Source organism: Gluconobacter albidus, from assembly GCF_002005485.1.
Taxonomy (GTDB): domain Bacteria; phylum Pseudomonadota; class Alphaproteobacteria; order Acetobacterales; family Acetobacteraceae; genus Gluconobacter; species Gluconobacter albidus.
The window spans coordinates 90408-107991 of the sequence record NZ_CP014689.1 but is presented as its reverse complement, the minus strand read 5'-3'; the positions used below and the strand labels follow the sequence as shown (position 1 = coordinate 107991).

Here is a 17584-nt window from a genome sequence, read left to right as displayed (position 1 = left end):
GTTCAGAAGCCCGCAGCCACGGTCATCGCCGTCGTAAATCGCGGCGCGATGTAATATCCGGGGGAGCTTCCATCAATGGATGTCCCGTAAATGCCACGGGTGGTCTGGGCATTCAGCTGCGGCGACGCAATACCGGACAGGACTTTCTCATCCGTCAGGTTGATGAACGCGACCCGGATTTCCGGATGTTTGACAAAACCGACGCTCGGCAGACGATACCCCAGAGACAGGTTGAACGTCTTGTAAGCGGGCATTTTTTCATCGTTCATAAAGGTCGAATACTGCGACCCGGTGTATTTGAACGAGAACGTTCCGAAGAAATTCTTGTAATCATAGACAAGACCGAAAGATCCCTGAAACGACGGACTGCGAACCGCCGTTTTCCCTGCCGTCGGCAGATAATCGTTTCCGACCTGAATATTGTTGTCGATCGTCGCATGAAGATATTCGACAGACACATAAGGCGAAAAGCCATGAAACGGCATCAGCCCTGCTTCGAAATCCACACCGCGCGACGTCTGTCCGCCGCCGTTGATCGTCGAATAGACCGGAACGTTATTGACGTAACGCAGGCTGGACACCTGCCTGTTTGTGAAGTTGTAGTTGAACAGGGCCAGACTGGCATGAATGATCCGGTCCTGATAGCGATATCCCAGCTCTTCGGAAATCGAATATTCAGGCTTGATCCCCGGATTGCCCTGCGTTGAAATCGCCCCACCCGAATAGGAATTGTACAGGGTGTCATCAATCGGCATCAATGTATTGGTGCTGGCATTGATGAAGACCTGATTGTGGGAATCAATCTTGTACGTCGCCGAAACGCGCGGCAGCGGCTGGAAGTTATTGGCCCCGACATGATACTGCGTGCCCGGCAGACCATTGGTCCCGGCCTTGCTCATCATCAGCGTCTTGATGCCGCCAACAATCTTCAGACGATCATTGAGAAGCGAAATCTCGTCCTGCAAATAGAGCGCATTCGTCTGCGTGACGGTATGCTCCTTCTCCGCCAGATACGGCTGACCATTGCTCATGGTCACGTTCCGCAGGCTCCAGGCCGAAGCCGGATTGCCTGAAGCATCGACCGACGAAAACGGCATCGACAGATCATCAACGCTATACTGATACCAGTATCCCAGCGTCACTTTCTGCACCCCGAACTGGCGGGACAGGGACGCGTTGAACCCGCCTACGGACTGCACGCCCACGTAATCGCTTCTCACACTCCTGCCCGACGCCTGGGCATCCGGAATGGTCACGGAAACAGGTTCCGTTCCGTAATAGTTGCCGTCAGACGACAGCGTGGAAGACGCCGGAGAATTCTGCATCGCATACAGGAAATAAGGCGTCACATTGAGCTTCACCTTCCCCGGAAGCGTAAAGTCGGAGGGCAGACTCATCATGATCTGCTCCCATTTCCAGCGGTTCTGCCGCCAGTAATCCGAGCTTCCGGGCGTAAATGTCCCGTTCCATGCATAACTCCGCCCCGAAGTCTGCCAGTCGGCAAGCGTCGGGTTCGGATTGTACATGTAGTTCATGTCAACATACGACCCGACTAGCTTCATCCGGTCGCCGTTTGCAAATTCCTTCTTGAAGCCGAAGTCGATATGCCGGCGCATCTGCCGCCCCGGCCCGAGGGAGTTCTTGGCCGTTCCGTTGGAAAACGACACATAGGCCGAAAGACCCGTATTCCCGATATCCCCGGTATCGAAACGTCCGAAGAACCGCTGAAGGTTCAGCGTGCCGTAACTGTAATCGACCAGTCCGCCCATCTTGTGAGACGGATCGCGCATCAGCGTTGTAACCTGGCCGCCCGAAGCATTGACCACAGGCGCTGTGATGGACGAAGACCCCTGCGTCAGACTGACGGAATCAATATCTTCACCGTCCGCCCAGTATGTCGGATAGCCGTTATAGGTCTCGATATCGTTGACCGGCATGCCTTCCCAGACCTGCCCGATCTCGTTGCCCCCCAACCCGCGCACGCTCAGCATCGAATTGGCCGCAAAACCGTAAGGATCACTCTGGGAAAGATTGGCGCCCGGCGCCAGCGAAACAGCCTGATAGGCCGTCGTCGTCGACGCCTGCTTGTTGATATATTCCGAAGTCACGGTACTGCGCATGTCGCCGCCCGTCTGAACGGCCATCAGTCCCCCGCCCGCAATGTGCCGGACCTTGCCATACGCCCCGTCCTCACCCGCCGCATGCACGGAAATAACCTCCGGCCCCCGCGCACTGACAGAATGAGACTTCCGCTTCACCGGTGCCCCGGCGGCATGCGCCTGCAACCGCGAACGCGCATGTGTTGCCGACGCGGCTCCAGCCAGAGAGGTCGACGCCAGAAACGTCATGGTGGAAAGGGCTACACAAGCACGACGGCGTTTTGCGATTGGCATGGTACCTGCTCGGAATCATTTCGTATCGAAGTCACAATGTCATGTCTGGTTGCATATGCAACCTTCATTTTACACCGACATGACAAAGACATGTCTAAAATTCCCAAAGATCCATAAAAATAATTCCAATATAACAATGTCTTAGAAAAAACTCGCTTCCCTCCGAAAAAATTCTTTCAACCCGGTCCACACCGCCCAGCAAAAACCTTCCCACCAGCCCTCAGGAACACACAATCAGGCTCGTCGACCACACTTCTCAAAAAAGAAAAGTCATTAACTCATTGAGTTAATTCATTTTTTTATACACAGAATTTCAGAGAAAAATCCCCTTCACAAGATTCGCAGAGACCTACCCTTTCTCCCCTGTAAAATTGTATAGGCAAATCCTCCTTGCGATGAGCGTCCCTCTTGGGCATGCTCGCCACATCTGCCCCTTCCCGAGAGCGCGCATGTCCTGGACCACGGCTGAAACCGGCGACCCCATCCCGCCCTTCGTACAAAAAGCCAGCACCAGTTCCGGGGCCCTGTCCTTTGACATGGTGGGCGGACGCAGAATCCTGCTCTTTTTCTTTGATTCTTCGACCAATCCCGCGGTCAAAAGCGTCCTTCAGCGCCTTTCCCACCATCCGGATGTCCTGAATCGCAGAGACTGCCTGTTTCTGGGCGTCACCCTCGACAGGGCCGACACGGACGTCCTCAAAAACCGGTCCGATCTCAGATCGGTCTGTTTCCTTTACGATACCGACCGCATCTGCCATCGGACGTTCGGAATTGCTGAAAACGCGCCACCGGGCTGGATAGAACTCGACCCGATGATGCATGTCGTCCACACGCAACTCCACCGCCCCGGTCTGGAAGAAACGCTTTTCGCGACGTTACTCCAGAAAGCCACCGCCCCCCAGCGCAGCATGCCTGCGCCGGTCCTCATGCTGGATCACGTTCTGGAACCGGCCTTCTGTCAGGACCTGATCCGGTATCACGACACCCACAATCCCCAGCCCTCTCCCATCCTGACCTCCAATGCCGCAGGACATCCGGTCCGCACCGTCGCCCCGGATTTCAAACGTCGGCGGGACACGCCCCTGCGCGACCGGGGCATCGTCACAGCGCTGCAAAACCGCATCATCCGCCGCGTCGTCCCCGAGATTTTCCGGGCTTTCCGCTTCACGGCGACACAAATGGACAGAATGCTCGTCAGCTCCTACGACGCCACCGATAAAGGCTTTTTCGACGCCCATCGCGACAATACCGTCCCCAGTTCCGCCCACCGCCAGTTCGCCGTCTCTCTCGCCCTCAATGACGACTACATGGGCGGAGAACTGATTTTTCCCGAATCCGGGCCACAGACATTCCGCCCCAATGCTGGCGGAGCCGTCGTATTTTCCTGCGCGCTCCTGCATGCCGTCCAGCCCGTCACATCCGGCCGGCGATACGCCTGCCTGCCCTTCGTCTACTAACCGGAGCGTTACTGCTCACCCAGCCTGACCAGAATGGGCATCATCATCGCAAAAAGCTCCGCCTGCGAGGAAATGGCACAGCGCGTATGGATCTGCTTGCGAAACACCTTCACCGTCTGCACGCTCACACCCATCAGCCTTGCAATCGAACGCGAGGAATGGCCCCGCAAAATCAGCAAAGCCGTCTGTGACTGCCGCGCCGTCAGCACGATGCCATACGTCTTTTCAAACTGCTCGCGGAACTCCGCCATGGCATCCTGCGCATTTGCGGTCTGCGCAGCTTCAAGCCCCGACCAGTGCCGCCCCGCAAGCGCCGCTACAACAGGCTGAATGGCCAGAGCCTTCTCCCACTCCGCCGCAACGAATGTCTCTCCCGAACTCGTATCCCGCCCCAGACAGATATGAATGGAAACATCCGCCGATATCCGGACCAGATACGTCATCTCATCCAGAATATGCGTATCACGGTAATATTTCAGGTAATAATCCGACGCGGCAAAATGATCGGGAACAATATCCTCAAGACGATACAGCCCCGAAGGCGCCCCCGCCCTGTCCACGACAAAAAACGGATCAAGCAGATAGATCCCCGTGCAATACGCACTGTCAAAACGGGCGTGGACGCTTTTTTCCTTTGAATGGGTCAACAGACATCTCGGCCGCCCTTCCCCCCCATAGGCAAGGATCGTCAGGTTATCAATCGGAACACAGCTCTCAAACCATGCCACAAGCCGCTGCTCGAACGCAGGCGTCATCAGCGCCGAAATTACCGCACCAAGCTGCTGTTCCTGCTGACAAAACACCCTTCTATACCCCTTCAGGGCAATATACGTCCCATCCACACAGACCCTACCATCACACATCAGAAGCTGCACCCCGCACAGCCCCTATGGATGGAGGACCTGAACATGCCGCCTGCACTACCCCACACCACTGAAGACATTCTCGCGGCAGATACCCATCTCGTCCAATCCTGGGCCGACCTCGACGGCCTGAAAAAACCCCATGCCCGCACCGCAATCGTTGCGGCAAAAGGCGCCATGGTCCGCGACAGCAACGGTCAGGACCTGATTGACGGAATTGGGGGTTTATGGTGCGTCAACATGGGTCACGGACGCCCCGAAATCATTGATGCCATCTCCAGCCAACTCTCAACGCTGGATTTCTATTCCACCTTCTACACTTTCACCCACCCCACAGCCGCCGCCCTGGCCAGAAAACTGGCGGAACTGGCACCTGGTAACCTGAACCGGGTCCATTTTTCCACTTCGGGATCGGACGCCAATGACGGCGCCGTGCGCATCCTGCATCATTATTACGAGCGTCTGGGCAAGCCCGAAAAGAAACTCGTCCTGAGCCGCCACGGCGCCTATCACGGCTCGACCTATCTCTCCATCGCAATGACCACCCCCGCTTATTCCAAAGGCTGGTCAAAAGCCGAAGGGATCGTCCATCACCTGAAAAAACCACATTACTGGCGCGAAGGCGACGGGATGACGGAGGCGGACTTCACGGATCTGCTCATCGCCGACCTGCGCCATGAAATCGAACGCCTCGGCCCCGAAAACATCGCCTGTTTCATTGGTGAACCCATCATGGGCGCTGGCGGCGTTATCGTTCCGCCCAAAGGATACCACCGACGCGTTCAGGACGTCTGTCGGGAATACGATATCAAGTTTGTAGCCGATGAAGTCGTCACGGCGTTCGGACGTCTCGGACATTTCTTCGCTTCCGAAGCGGTTTTCGATACCCAGCCGGACATGATCACCATCGCAAAAGGCGTCACCTCCGGCTATCAGCCCCTCGCCGCCACGATCATGACCGACGAAATCTACGACGTGGTGTCCGGCCCGGACGGCGTCTTCACCCACGGCATGACCTATGCCGGCCATCCGGCCGCCGCTGCCGCTGGTCTGGCGAATATCGCCCTGATGGAAGCCGAACAGATCCCGGAACGGGTACGCGTCACCGGCAAGCTGTTTGAAAACACATTGCGCGCGCTGGAAGATCTCGACATCGTCGGCGAAGTCCGCGGCAGCCACTTCATGATGGGCATAGAATTCGTCAGGGACAGGACCAGCAAAGCCCTCTTCGATGCCAAACTCAACATTGGCATGCTGGTCGCGCGCAAGGCTCAGGAAAAAGGCCTGGTCGCCCGGCCGTTGGGACATATCCTGATCCTGTCCCCCCCGCTGATCCTGTCGGAAGAGCAGATTGCCAGAATTGGAGACATCCTCCGCGAAAGCATCACGGAGGTCATGCACGACCTTTCAAAATCCTGAAGGGAAGCGGTCTCAATATCCCCAGTCAGGGTGATAAGTCAGGGCGGGGGTCTTCCCCGCCTCGATCTCCCCGATAGCCCCGGCAACATAAGCCGCCTGCATTTTACAGGACGCCTCCGCCGCGACATGGGGGGTCACGAAAACTTTCGGATGCTCCCAGAAAACAGCATCCTGCGGCAGTGGCTCCTGCGCAAAGACATCCAGCACAGCCCCCAGCATCCGCCCGCTGTCCAGAGCGGAAATCAGGTCTTCCGCCACCACCTGCTCGCCGCGCCCCACATTGATCAGACTGCCCCCCGGCTTCAGATGGGACAGAAACTCCGCATCAATCAGACCGTGCGTCTGCGGCGTACTGGGCAAAAGATTGACCAGAATATCTGTCTTTCCCAGAAAATCGACCTTGCCGTCCTCTCCGAAATACAGCGCAATATCCTCAATCGGCCGCACCCGGCGACACCAGGCCGAAACCTGGAACCCGGCCTTTGACAGGCGTCGCGCCACAGCCGACCCCAGATTGCCATATCCCAGAATCCCGATCGTGGTCTCCGCACTCGTGCGGTATTCAAGATTGCGACGCCAGATTTTCTTCTCCTGCTGCAACGCCCAGGTCCGCGCATCACGCAGCAGCGAAACAATCGCCCACAGCACATAATCCGCCATCAGAACCGCCGTCTGGTCTCCGCCCATGCGGACCAGCATGACATCCTTCGGAAAATCTTCCCGACCCACCAGATGGTTCACCCCCGCCCCACTACAGAAAATGGCGCGCATATGCTGCATTTTCGCCATTTCTCCAGGAGCCGGGTCCCAGACCAGCGCATAATCAGCTTTGGACGGATCAAACGCCGGATCGAACCACGACACCGTCCGGATACCGGGCGCCACCTCACAAAAAGCATTCCGCCAGTTTTCCCAGACGCCCGGCCCTTCTGCACTGATTGCAAGCGTTACCATAAGATTTCTCCGCAAAGCCCCAACACGCGCCCAAATGGTTCAGTATTTGATCCAGACCGTCTTCAGAGCGGAATATTTATCGAAACTGTGAAGCGAGAGGTCACGTCCGAAACCGGACTGCTTCATGCCCCCAAACGGCGTCATCGGAGACAGCGCATCAACGGTATTGACCGACACCGTTCCCGCATTCAGTCTGTCCGAAACGCTCAAAGCCCGCGTGATGTCCCGGGTCCAGACGGACGCCGCCAGACCGTAAGGCGTATCATTGGCCAGAGCCACCGCCTCATCCTCGTCCCGGAACGTCTGGACAACCAGAACAGGCCCGAAAATCTCCTCGCGCACAATCGTCGCGTCCGACGCAACATCCGCAAAAACCGTCGGCTGGATATAGGCCCGCGATGCCCCATGGGTCAGTTGCCCGCCCCCCGTCACAAGCGTGCCGCTCTGACGTCCGGCTTCAATGAACCCGGCAACACGGTCCGCATGCTCCACCGTCGCCATCGGACCCAGCCGCGTGGACGGGTCCAGCGGATTACCGGGCACAAGAGCCTCGGCCCTGGCCTTCAGCCGCCCGATCATGTCCTGCGCAATCGTTTCATGCACCAGCAGACGCGAATTCGCCGAACAGACCTGCCCCTGATTGAAGAAAATCCCCCAGGCCGCCTTGTCAGCCGCTGCCTCCAGATCGGCATCGGGAAACACCAGACACGGACTCTTCCCGCCCGTCTCCGGCCAGACCTGCTTCATGTTGCTCTCACCGGCATAGCCCTGAAAGAGCTTTCCGATCTCCGTCGAACCGGTAAAAGCCAGACAGTCCACATCCGGATGCAGCCCCAGAGCGCGCCCGGCCTCATGCCCGAACCCCGTCACGACATTCAGCACACCCGCTGGCAGACCAGCCTCAGACCCAAGCTCCGCCAGGCGCAGCGCGGACAACGGAGACTGCTCGGCAGGCTTGAGCACAACCGAGTTGCCCACGGCCAGAGCCGGTGCAATTTTCCAGATCGCCAGATCCAGCGGAAAATTCCACGGCACCACCACACCCACAACCCCGAGCGGCACCCGGCGCACCATCGCAAGATCCCGCCCGCCCGTCGGCGCAATCTCGTCATACAGCTTGTCGATGGCCTCGGCATGCCATTGCAGAATAGCCGCAGCACCCGGCACATCAATCGTGAGCGTATCGGAAATCGGCTTGCCCACATCCAGCGTGTCCAGAAGGGCCAGTTCTTCAAGATTGTCCCGCACAAGCTGCGCCCAGCGCAGCAGAACGGCCTTGCGCTCCGCCGGTGTCAGGCCAGACCAGACAGCACTTTCAAAGGCGGCCCGCCCGCTGACAACGGCCCGGTCGATATCCCCGGCATCGCCCCGCGCCACCTGCGCCAGAACAGCGCCCGTCGCCGGATTGACGGTCTCGAACCGCTGCCCCGAAAGAGCCGGAACAAACCGCCCGTCAATCCAGCAATCATTGCGCAACGACAGTTCGGCAGCACGCTTCGTATAAAACTCGGTATTTTTTGTCATCCGGTCTGCTCTCTTCCGTCTTCAGACATCCTGCGGACCCTCAGGCCCGGACATGTCGGACTATAATTTCCACAGAGCCTGCGGCCCGCGCCGGCGCAGGGCGGCGATGTCTTCAAGACCGGCCAGCCCCAGAATATCCACCACTTCCTGAGACAGCGCGCGGATGGCTTTCTCCACGGAGGCCTCACCGCCCGCGGCCAGCGCCCAGGCCCACGGACGCCCGATGGAAACGGCCGTCGCCCCCAGCGCCAGCGCCGTCACAACGTCCCCGCCCCGGCGAATGCCACTGTCGAGAACGACATCGCCCCTGCCCTCAACGGCGTCCACAATCTGCGGCAGAACGTCCAGCGTCGCCGGAGACGGGTCCATCTGCCGTCCACCATGATTGGAGACGATCACCCCATCCGCACCCGCCGCAATGGCGTTCCCTGCGTCTTCCGGGTGCATGACGCCCTTCACAACAAGCCGCCCCTTCCATTCGCTCCGGAGCCATTCAAGCCCGGCCCTGTCGAGCGTGGGATCAATCTGCGCGGCCATATCCTTGGCCTGCCCCATGATGCCGTGCGCCGAGGTATAGGCGGCCAGATTTCCGATCGCCGGCGTCCCACGCCCCGCCATGCCCAGACACCAGCGCGGATGGGCCATCATCCCCGCCATCTGCGTCAGCGTGGGCCGCGAAAGATGGCGGAATCCATTCCGCACATCCCGCTCCCGCACGGGCGTAATAGCCGTATCAATCGTCACGATAATGCCGTCCATGCCGCATTGCGCCGCACGGGCCAGCATGTCCCGCGTCAGACCCCGGTCCCGGAAAACATAGATCTGCGCCAGCGGCGCGCCCCCCACTTTCGCAACCGCTTCCATCGGATCAATGGAAAAGGTGGAAACGGCCATCCCCACCCCGCAGCGCAGCGCGGCACGCGCGGCGCCCACTTCGCGGTCCGGATGCAGCATCCCCGCAAAACCGACCGGCGCGAGCATGAACGGCGCTGCCCACTCCTGCCCGAAACAGCGCACACCCGCATCCACGGTCTCGACGTTCTTCAGCCCCCGCGGCACGATCCCCCATTTGCGGAAAGCCTCGCGGTTCCGCGCCATGGTCCATTCCCCATGCGCGCCCCCATCGACATAATCCGCAAACAGCCGGGGAAGACGCCGGCGCGCGGACGCCGCAACACCGGAAAAGACACCGTCATCAACGCGCGTCATAAACGACCCGTCCCCCAAGAACGGTCATCAGAACCGAAATTTCCGAAATCCGCTCGGGCGGCACATCAGCCGGATCCGCATCCAGAACCACCAGATCCGCCAGCTTCCCGACCTCGATGCTCCCTTCCTGCCCCTCACGATGACAGGCAAAAGCCCCCGCCGCCGTATAGGCATACAGCGCCTCGTCAACGCTGATGGCCTGCTGCGGAACGAACGCCGCGCCTCCCGCAAGGCTCCGGCGGGTCACGGCCTTGCCGATCCCCCGAAGCGGCGACAGCGACACGATCGGCCAGTCCGTCCCGAACGCCACGACACTGCCCGCATCCAGAAGCGACCGGTTCGGAAACGCCCGCTCCTGCTCGCTCTCGCGCACCCGCTGCGCCCACACCCCGTCCATCCCCATCCATTCATCGGACGGCGCAACCATCACAGGCTGAAGACAGGCAACCGCACCCAGCTCTTTGAACCGGGGAATATCCCCGGCAAACGGAATTTCCACATGCTCGACGCGATGCCGCAGAGAGCGCGTCGCTTCGGGAACCTGCGCATAGGCATCCAGCGCAAGCCGGATCGCCCCACTGCCGATCGCATGCGTCCAGATCTGAAACCCCGCCTCGGACACACGCCGCACAGCGGAGTGATAGGCCTCAGGCTTCCAGACCAGCGTTCCCGTCTCGTCCGGCCGGTCCGCATAACCCTGCGGCATGCTGGCCGTGTGCGATTCCAGAACGCCATCCAGAAAGAACTTTACCCCGTCCAGACTCAGCATCGGCGAATGATACCGCCGACGCAGCTCCCCGATCTCGGCCAGCCGCTTTTCCGAAAGCTCCGGCGGCGGCATCTCGACCATCACCCCGACCCGACAGGTCAGCGCGCCGGAGGCTTCCATGTCCGCAAGCGCCGGAAACAGCCCTTCATCATAGGCCGCGCTTTCAACCCGCGTGATCCCGCAACGCGCCATTTCCGCCAGAACGCGCTCAAGCCCGTCCCGGACCAGCGCCTCATCCATGGGCACCACATGCGCCCCGACCAGCTTGCCCGCCTCTTCCTTGAGCCACCCCGTCGGAGACCCATCCGGACGGCGCACGATTTCCCCGCCCTCCGGGTCCGGCGTTGACGCATCAATGCCCGCAAGTTCGAGCGCCCTGCTGTTCGCCCAGGCCGCATGCGCCATGCCGGACCTCAGAAAAACCGGCCGGTCCGGCACCACCGCATCGAGCATCGCACGGTCAAAACCTTCCGGCGGCAGATCCGGATAGCCGTAGCTCCATTCCAGGCCCACAAGCCATTCCCGCTCCGGATGCGCGGCGGCGAACGCCTCCACCCGCCCCACGACTTCCGCCATCGTTCTGGCGTCCCGCAGGCCGATATTCGACAGATATTCCGCCCCCATCAACAGATGAAGATGGCTGTCCACAAACCCCGGAAGAACACACGCGCCCCCCAGATCGACCTGCTCCACATCCGCCCCGCAGCCGTCGAGCAACGCCTGACGCTCACCAATCGCCGCAATCCGCCCATCGCGCAGAAGAACCGCGCCTTCAAACCGCTCATGGCCCGGCAGCGCAATCCGCGCATTGTACAAAAGCGTCATGCCCGCTCTCCCGCAGGCAGAACTTTCCGCCGGAACGTCCGCTCCGCAACAATATAGATTACCGGCGTCAGAATGAGGCTCACCACCCAGGAAACATCCACGCCCCCCAGCATTCTGGCCATGCTTCCCGTATAAAGATTCGTCGCCAGAAACGGAATCTGTACCGCAACCCCGACCCCGTAACAGATCAGGGCTGGCGTGTTGTAATACCCGTAAATTCCGCCGTCTTTCTTGAAGAAAGAAGCGACGTCATAGTCTCCATGATGGAGAATATAATAATCCGTCAGGTTAATCGCCGTCCACGGGATCATGACCGACATCAGAAGCTCCAGAAACTCGCTGTAAGCCGTCATGAACTGGTCGGCCATGAGCGTGGCCATGCCAAAAGCCAGCGATAGCAGCCCCACCGTCACCACAAGCCGAGCGCCTTTGCCGTAATGACGGTCCGGCGTGAACGTCTGCGCCACGGTCAGCGTCGAGAGCGCCCCGCAATAGACATTCATCGCATTCGCCACCGCAATGCCGATGGACAGCGCCAGCAGAACCGGCACCGCCGTTACGCCCAGGATCGCCGTAAGCGCCTGAATGACATGCGCCCCACCCGCCACGATCCCGATCGCAGCCCCCAGCCCCATGGCCAGCATCGACCCCGAAACGGACCCCGAAAAACACGCCAGAAATGCATATTTTTCGCTTTTCGGCCCCGCCGGAAGATATCGCGAAGAATCCGAAACATAAGGCGCATAGGCAATCTGCCACAAAGCCGCCAGCGACAGGGTGCGCAGAATACCCGTACCGCCCCATGACGGCACCACAACATCATGCACCGCCGGGTGCACGCCCATGACCTGCCACAGACAGACCAGCACGGCCGCCCCGCACAGCAGCGTCAGAAGACGCGCCGCAACATGGATCACATGATACCCGAGAATGGCAGGAACAATGGACAGGATCTGGATGATCAGAATGGCCGGAAACCGCCCCAGACCCGGAAAACAGGACTGAAGCCCCTCCGCCCCCAGAACAAGGTTCGAGGCCGCAAACCCGACATACATCAGCACGATCACCGCCGTAACCGGAACCGCCCCGAACAGCCCGAACTGCCCCCGCGTCTGGATCATCTGCGGCACACCCAGCCGTGGCCCCTGAGCCGCATGCAGCGCCATGAAAATGCCGCCCACCAGGTTGCCTGCCAGAAGCGCTAGCAGCGCCGGGACCAGAGACAGTCCGAAAACCGTCGTCGCCAGCGCCCCGGTCACGACCGTCAGCATCATGAGGTTCGGCCCGAACCAGACCGTAAACAGGTCCCTGGCACTCCCATGACGGCGATCCGGAGAAATGGGGTAAATCGTCTCTGTTTCCAGTGTGCCAATGGTCTCCATCGTGCCACTCTCCGTCCTTCTGCCAGTCAATCCGCCATGCGGAAAGATGCTGATACTGCCACGCTCCATTGCAATATCAGATCATTATAAAACATACATTTTTCCGTATTGGTAATGTGTTTCTGGTGTATATTTCCTGAAGCCCTACCCCGGAAAAAGCTACGCGCAGTTCCTCTCGATCAGTCTTTTCATTCCGGCTTCATCATATCTATACCGGAAAGAGAAACGAGGCCCGGCCTCAGTCTGATGGGAAAGGAAAAATCTCGTGCTTGCTGCCCGTTTTTCCGGCATCGGAGACATTAAGGTTCTCCCTGTCCCGATATCGCAGGACCTGCCGGACGGCTGTGTCCGCATCCGGGTCGAAGCAGCGGGGATCTGCGGGTCCGACCTGCACAATTTCCAAACCGGGCAGTGGCTTTCCCGCTGTCCCGTCACACCGGGCCACGAATTTTCCGGAACCATCACCCAGACCAGCGGCAATTGCGGTTCACTGACAGTCGGCACACCCGTCATCGCGGATTCAAGAGTCGGCTGCGGAACCTGCCAGTCCTGCCGCTCCGGCCGGAAAAACCTGTGCCGGAACCTCAGCTTCGTCGGAGAAAGCTGCGACGGCGGCTTCGCACAAGACGTCATTCTGCCAGCCACTCAGGTCCTGCCTTTCCCCGACACTCTCCCCCTGAGATACGGGGCCCTTGTCGAACCGCTCTCCGTCTCCCTCCACGCCGTCCACCGCCTCGCCCCGACACCCGGTTCTCCGGTCGTCATCTGCGGCGGCGGTACGATCGGCGGGCTGGCCGCCCTCCTGCTTCGGCAGCAGGGCCATGACGTCCATCTGCTTGAACGCAACATCGGGCGCCAGACGCTCCTCACGGAAACCATCGGCATGCTTCCCCTCCCTCCGGACGCAGAAGACTGGAACACCCTGTTCGGCCCAGAAGGCCCCGCGTTTATTCTCGACGCCACCGGCGCCGCCCCCGTTGTGGAAATGGCCTGCCAGCGCCTCGCTCCGGGCGGCAGGCTCGTGCTGGCCGGCATTTTCCATCACACACCCCGGATCGACCTCAACCTGATCGTGGAACGGGAACTCGACATCCGGGGCGTCAGCGCTTTCGCAGACGAAATGCCCGAGGCCATCCAGCGTCTCCCCGGCCTCGTTCCGTTTCTCGACCGTCTGATCACTCCGGCCGCAGCCCTCACCGATCTGCCGGCCCTCTATACCCATCTGCTCTCAGGCGCGGAAAAGCGCCTGAAAACCCTGATCGCCCCCAACGGTACGGACGGAACATGGTAAACATCTCTCCCCTCTTCTCGCTGGCAGGCAAAACAGCCCTCATCACCGGCGGCGGGCGCGGCCTGGGGAAAGCCATGGCCCTCCACCTCGCCCGCTGCGGCGCGAACGTCTGGATCTCCGGACGCAACGCCGACACCCTCGATGCAGCCCGCTCCGAGGCCCTCTCCGACGGCCTGACCGTGCATCCGCTTGTCATGGATGTCAGCAACCTCGACACGATCCGCGAGGCCTTCTCCCGGATCGCCCACAAAAGCCGAACGCTCGACATCCTCGTCAACAATGCGGGCGACGAAACCCTCCGCGCCTGCGACGACGTGGACGAAGCCCTGTGGGACCGCCTTCTGGACACCAACCTGAAAGGGCCGTTCTTCGTGGCCCAGCAGGCCGCCCGCCTGATGCCGGACGGAGGCACCATCATCAACCTCGCTTCCCTCACCTCGGCAGCGGGCGTCGCAAAGGCCGTCCCCTACAGCGCCTCCAAATCCGGCATCCTCGGCCTGACACGCAGCCTCGCCGTCGAATGGGCGCCTCGGGGCATCCGGGTCAACGCCCTGGCGCCCGGCTACTTCCATACGGACATGACAGACACGTTCTTCCGCAACGATGCATGGCGCGAAAAGATGCTGGCGGGCATTCCCCTCGCACGCTTCGGCCTGCCTGACGACCTCGCAGGCCCCCTGCAATTCCTCTGCTCCACAGCCTCCGCCTACATCACCGGACAGGTCCTGTACGTGGACGGCGGAACACTCGCCGCGCTCTGATCCTTCCAACCCTCCGACCCGAAAAGAGAGACCCGATGTCTGAAAACATCACCTTCCATGATCTGACCCAGACCGGGACCATCCCCGAAGCCCTGCTGCAACGCACAGAGAGCGACCTGTCGGTCTTCTTCGAGCGCGTCAAACCGATCATCGAGCGCGTCCGCACCGAAGGCGACGCCGCCCTGCGTCATTTCGCACAGGCTTTCGACGGCGTGACCGCCCCCGAAATGAGCATCCGGGCCACGCCGGAAGAGTTCGACGCCGCCTTCGCCAGCATCGAGCCCGATGTCCTCGAATCCATCAAATACGGCATCCGGAACATCCGTCGCTTTCACGAAGCCCAGAAGCCGGAAGAAAGCTGGATGATCGAGGTCCAGCCCGGCATCTGGGCCGGAGACCGCAACATCCCCATAGACTCCGTGGCCTGTTACGTCCCGCGCGGCAAGGGCAGCTTCCCCAGCGTCGTGAACATGACGACCATCCCCGGAAAAGTGGCCGGCGTCCCGCGCCTGATCATCGTCACACCGCCCTCCCCCGACGGCACTGTCGACGCCGGAACCCTCGTGGCGGCCCGCCTCATCGGGGTCGAGGAAGTCTATAAATGCGGCGGCGCACAGGCCGTCGCCGCCGTGGCTTTCGGCACAGAAACCGTGCCCGCCTGTGCCAAGATCGTCGGCCCCGGCAGCCCGTATGTCGTCGCCGCCAAGCGCCTGCTGTCCGACCGGATCGACCCCGGCATCCCCGCAGGCCCCAGCGAAAGCATCATCCTGACCGATGACAGCGTCGATCCGGTTCTGGCCGCGCTGGACCTCATCATCGAGTCCGAACACGGCCCGGATTCCTCCGCCTGGCTCGTCACCAGCAGCCGCCGCGTAGCCGAAGGTGTCATCGCCGCCCTGCCCGCACACTGGGCCGAAATGGACCCCAAACGCGCCGATTTCTCCCGCACTGTTCTGGGCGGCGCCCATGGCGGCGTGATCCTGACCAAAGACTTCAGCGCCGCCGTCGATTTCACAAACGCCTACGCACCCGAACATCTCGAAATCCTGACGGTCGATCCAATGGCGGATCTCGGCCGCATCCGCAACGCAGGCGAAGTCCTCCTCGGCACGGCGTCGCCCGTCACACTGTGCAACTACGTCCTCGGCCCGAACGCCGTGCTCCCCACGAACCGCGCCGCCCGCACCCACTCCCCGCTCTCGGTCCATGACTTCATGAAGCGCATGTCCTTCGCACGCGTCTCGCCCGAAGCGTACCCCGAAGCCGCGCGCCATGCGGAACGTTTCGCCCGGTACGAAAACTTCTCAGGCCATGCCCGCGCCGTCTCCTCGGCCCGCCCCATGCGGAAGATCCAACCCCGATGAGCCCCGAAGCGGCCAGCAACACACCCGCCAGCACCGGCCCCGTCAACGCGGCAGGCATCCTCGCCGCGGCCCGGAGCGGAAACCCCGCTCTGGCTGCAGACCTCCTGTCGCGCATGATCGCGGAAGAATTCGGCTTCCACATCACGGACGTCACACTCGGCGCAGACGATTACAGCCTGAACTCCGTCAACGGGTTCATGACCCGTGACACCGGAGAACGCTTTTTCTTCAAATTCCACCATGAAGAAAACGAAGACTCCGTCCTTCAGGAATTCTACAGGGGCGAAATCCTGCTCGAAGCCGGATTTCCGGTCGATATGCCCGCCCATGTCTGCCGGCGCGTCGGGCGGCAGATCCTGCTCTACCCGCTCAAAACCATCCCGAAACTCGCCGATGCCGCCCGCGCCGCTGACGGTGACACGCCCCTGCCCGGCGCGGATGCCCCGGCCCTCAGACACGCCCAGCAGGACCTGGACGCGCTGAGCGCCACGCTCTACCTGCGCTCATGGCACCCGATCACCGGCCAACAGAGCGCGGACGAACCCATCCACCAGCTCTTTCACCATCGCCTCACCACCCCGGATCAACCACCCGGCACGCTCGGCAGCCGCGCAACGAAATTCTTCGCTCCCGAACGGACTTTCACATTTCCGGACGCAACCCTGACCGGCCACGAGCTTCTCGAACTGCACTGGGTGATCGACGGCATCCGCTACGACCGCACCCTGAAAGACTGCTTTTACAACGCGCTGAAAAACCTGTCGCCCGAGGCACTGGCCCAAAGCGGCGGCGTGGTGGCTCACGGAGACGCCCATAACGCAAATGTCTGGTTCAACCCAGACACCACCAGCCTCACCCTGTTCGACCCCGCTTTCGCCGGACGCCACATCCCGGCGCTGCTGGCCGAAATCAAGGCCACGTTTCACAACATTTTCGCCCATGCGGACTGGCTCTATCATTCCGCAGAGCTGAAAACCCGCCCCGAAATCCGGATCAGCAACGGAACGGCGTTCGTCACGACAAACTGGTCGCTCCCGCCCCTGCGACAGGCCTTCCTTCAGGACAAGGCCCGCCTCCTGTGGCGCCCCCTGCTCGAAGGTCTGGCGCAACGGGATGCACTTCCCGACAACTGGCGCGAAACAATCCGCTCCGGCCTGTTCTGCTGCCCCACCCTCGTCATGGATCTCTGCGCCCGGTCGGAAGAAAACCCCAAAAGCCGCCACACGCCCGCCTCCTCCCTGACCGGTCTGGCCATCGCCCTGATGTGCGGGGCAGAACCCGAAAGCGCGGACGTAATCTCACGCTTTCTGGGGACTATCGACCCGTCCAGTACAATGCCAGAGTGGAACGATCTCTGAACCAGAAAACGGGAA

13 protein-coding genes are annotated in these 17584 nt (G+C 60.9%); 6 read left to right on the top strand and 7 right to left on the bottom strand.

Annotation, left to right across the window (positions count from 1 at the left end; genetic code table 11):
- Nucleotides 1-2 precede the first annotated feature (2 nt).
- A complete protein-coding gene (locus tag A0U94_RS00455; RefSeq protein ID WP_077802090.1) occupies nt 3-2393 on the bottom strand; it encodes a TonB-dependent receptor in 2391 nt (796 codons plus the stop codon).
- Between the two features lie 449 nt (nt 2394-2842).
- On the opposite strand from A0U94_RS00455, the gene A0U94_RS00450 reads away from it, so the two are divergent.
- Nucleotides 2843-3850, top strand: a complete 1008-nt coding sequence (locus A0U94_RS00450) for a 2OG-Fe(II) oxygenase (RefSeq protein WP_167369328.1) — start codon at nt 2843-2845, stop codon at nt 3848-3850.
- Between the two features lie 8 nt (nt 3851-3858).
- Here A0U94_RS00450 and A0U94_RS00445 read toward each other — a convergent pair whose 3' ends face one another.
- The gene (locus A0U94_RS00445; RefSeq protein WP_062108238.1) at nt 3859-4653 is read right to left on the bottom strand and encodes a LuxR C-terminal-related transcriptional regulator; all 795 of its coding nucleotides are present in this window, start codon (nt 4651-4653) and stop codon (nt 3859-3861) included.
- A 105-nt stretch (nt 4654-4758) separates the two neighbouring features.
- On the opposite strand from A0U94_RS00445, the gene A0U94_RS00440 reads away from it, so the two are divergent.
- Entirely contained in the window at nt 4759-6132 is a 1374-nt protein-coding gene (locus A0U94_RS00440) for an aminotransferase class III-fold pyridoxal phosphate-dependent enzyme (RefSeq protein WP_077803750.1), read from the top strand.
- 12 nt (nt 6133-6144) lie between these two features.
- On the opposite strand, the gene A0U94_RS00435 is transcribed toward A0U94_RS00440, so the two are convergent.
- From A0U94_RS00435 to A0U94_RS00415, 5 genes are read right to left on the bottom strand one after another with little or no spacing between them, the layout of a single operon-like run.
- A complete protein-coding gene (locus A0U94_RS00435; RefSeq protein ID WP_077802087.1) occupies nt 6145-7086 on the bottom strand; it encodes a 2-hydroxyacid dehydrogenase in 942 nt (313 codons plus the stop codon).
- A gap of 39 nt (nt 7087-7125) precedes the next feature.
- The gene (locus tag A0U94_RS00430; RefSeq protein WP_077802086.1) at nt 7126-8610 is read right to left on the bottom strand and encodes an aldehyde dehydrogenase; all 1485 of its coding nucleotides are present in this window, start codon (nt 8608-8610) and stop codon (nt 7126-7128) included.
- Nucleotides 8611-8670: 60 nt separating this feature from the next.
- Complete coding sequence (locus tag A0U94_RS00425) at nt 8671-9819, bottom strand: alpha-hydroxy acid oxidase (protein WP_077802085.1); 1149 nt, start codon at nt 9817-9819, stop codon at nt 8671-8673.
- Nucleotides 9806-11413, bottom strand: a complete 1608-nt coding sequence (locus A0U94_RS00420) for an amidohydrolase (RefSeq protein ID WP_077802084.1) — start codon at nt 11411-11413, stop codon at nt 9806-9808. The genes A0U94_RS00425 and A0U94_RS00420 overlap by 14 nt, the downstream gene beginning before the upstream one ends.
- Nucleotides 11410-12795 carry a purine-cytosine permease family protein gene (locus A0U94_RS00415; protein ID WP_077802083.1) on the bottom strand — a complete coding sequence of 462 codons (1386 nt, stop codon included), beginning with the start codon at nt 12793-12795 and terminating at the stop codon, nt 11410-11412. The genes A0U94_RS00420 and A0U94_RS00415 overlap by 4 nt, the downstream gene beginning before the upstream one ends.
- Nucleotides 12796-13060: 265 nt before the next feature.
- On the opposite strand from A0U94_RS00415, the gene A0U94_RS00410 reads away from it, so the two are divergent.
- Genes A0U94_RS00410 through A0U94_RS00395 form a run of 4 tightly spaced genes read left to right on the top strand, consistent with a single transcriptional unit; the run spans nt 13061 to nt 17569 of the window.
- Complete coding sequence (locus A0U94_RS00410) at nt 13061-14086, top strand: zinc-dependent alcohol dehydrogenase (RefSeq protein WP_077802082.1); 1026 nt, start codon at nt 13061-13063, stop codon at nt 14084-14086.
- Nucleotides 14080-14847 (top strand): SDR family NAD(P)-dependent oxidoreductase, encoded by a 768-nt coding sequence (locus A0U94_RS00405; RefSeq protein ID WP_077802081.1) that lies wholly within the window; start codon nt 14080-14082, stop codon nt 14845-14847. The genes A0U94_RS00410 and A0U94_RS00405 overlap by 7 nt, the downstream gene beginning before the upstream one ends.
- A 35-nt stretch (nt 14848-14882) precedes the next feature.
- A complete protein-coding gene (gene hisD / locus A0U94_RS00400) occupies nt 14883-16211 on the top strand; it encodes a histidinol dehydrogenase (protein ID WP_077802080.1) in 1329 nt (442 codons plus the stop codon).
- Entirely contained in the window at nt 16208-17569 is a 1362-nt protein-coding gene (locus A0U94_RS00395; RefSeq protein ID WP_077802079.1) for a hypothetical protein, read from the top strand. The genes hisD and A0U94_RS00395 overlap by 4 nt, the downstream gene beginning before the upstream one ends.
- Nucleotides 17570-17584: the final 15 nt, after the last annotated feature.

What these genes read in the sequence shown, in the direction of transcription:
- hisD (WP_077802080.1), top strand. Translation starts at nt 14,883, where the DNA reads ATGTCTGAAAACATCACCTTCCATGATCTGACCCAGACCGGGACCATC.
- A0U94_RS00435 (WP_077802087.1), bottom strand. Translation starts at nt 7,086, where the DNA reads ATGGTAACGCTTGCAATCAGTGCAGAAGGGCCGGGCGTCTGGGAAAAC.
- A0U94_RS00425 (WP_077802085.1), bottom strand. Translation starts at nt 9,819, where the DNA reads ATGACGCGCGTTGATGACGGTGTCTTTTCCGGTGTTGCGGCGTCCGCG.
- A0U94_RS00450 (WP_167369328.1), top strand. Translation starts at nt 2,843, where the DNA reads ATGTCCTGGACCACGGCTGAAACCGGCGACCCCATCCCGCCCTTCGTA.
- A0U94_RS00405 (WP_077802081.1), top strand. Translation starts at nt 14,080, where the DNA reads ATGGTAAACATCTCTCCCCTCTTCTCGCTGGCAGGCAAAACAGCCCTC.
- A0U94_RS00395 (WP_077802079.1), top strand. Translation starts at nt 16,208, where the DNA reads ATGAGCCCCGAAGCGGCCAGCAACACACCCGCCAGCACCGGCCCCGTC.
- A0U94_RS00455 (WP_077802090.1), bottom strand. Translation starts at nt 2,393, where the DNA reads ATGCCAATCGCAAAACGCCGTCGTGCTTGTGTAGCCCTTTCCACCATG.
- A0U94_RS00430 (WP_077802086.1), bottom strand. Translation starts at nt 8,610, where the DNA reads ATGACAAAAAATACCGAGTTTTATACGAAGCGTGCTGCCGAACTGTCG.
- A0U94_RS00420 (WP_077802084.1), bottom strand. Translation starts at nt 11,413, where the DNA reads ATGACGCTTTTGTACAATGCGCGGATTGCGCTGCCGGGCCATGAGCGG.
- A0U94_RS00440 (WP_077803750.1), top strand. Translation starts at nt 4,759, where the DNA reads ATGCCGCCTGCACTACCCCACACCACTGAAGACATTCTCGCGGCAGAT.
- A0U94_RS00415 (WP_077802083.1), bottom strand. Translation starts at nt 12,795, where the DNA reads ATGGAGACCATTGGCACACTGGAAACAGAGACGATTTACCCCATTTCT.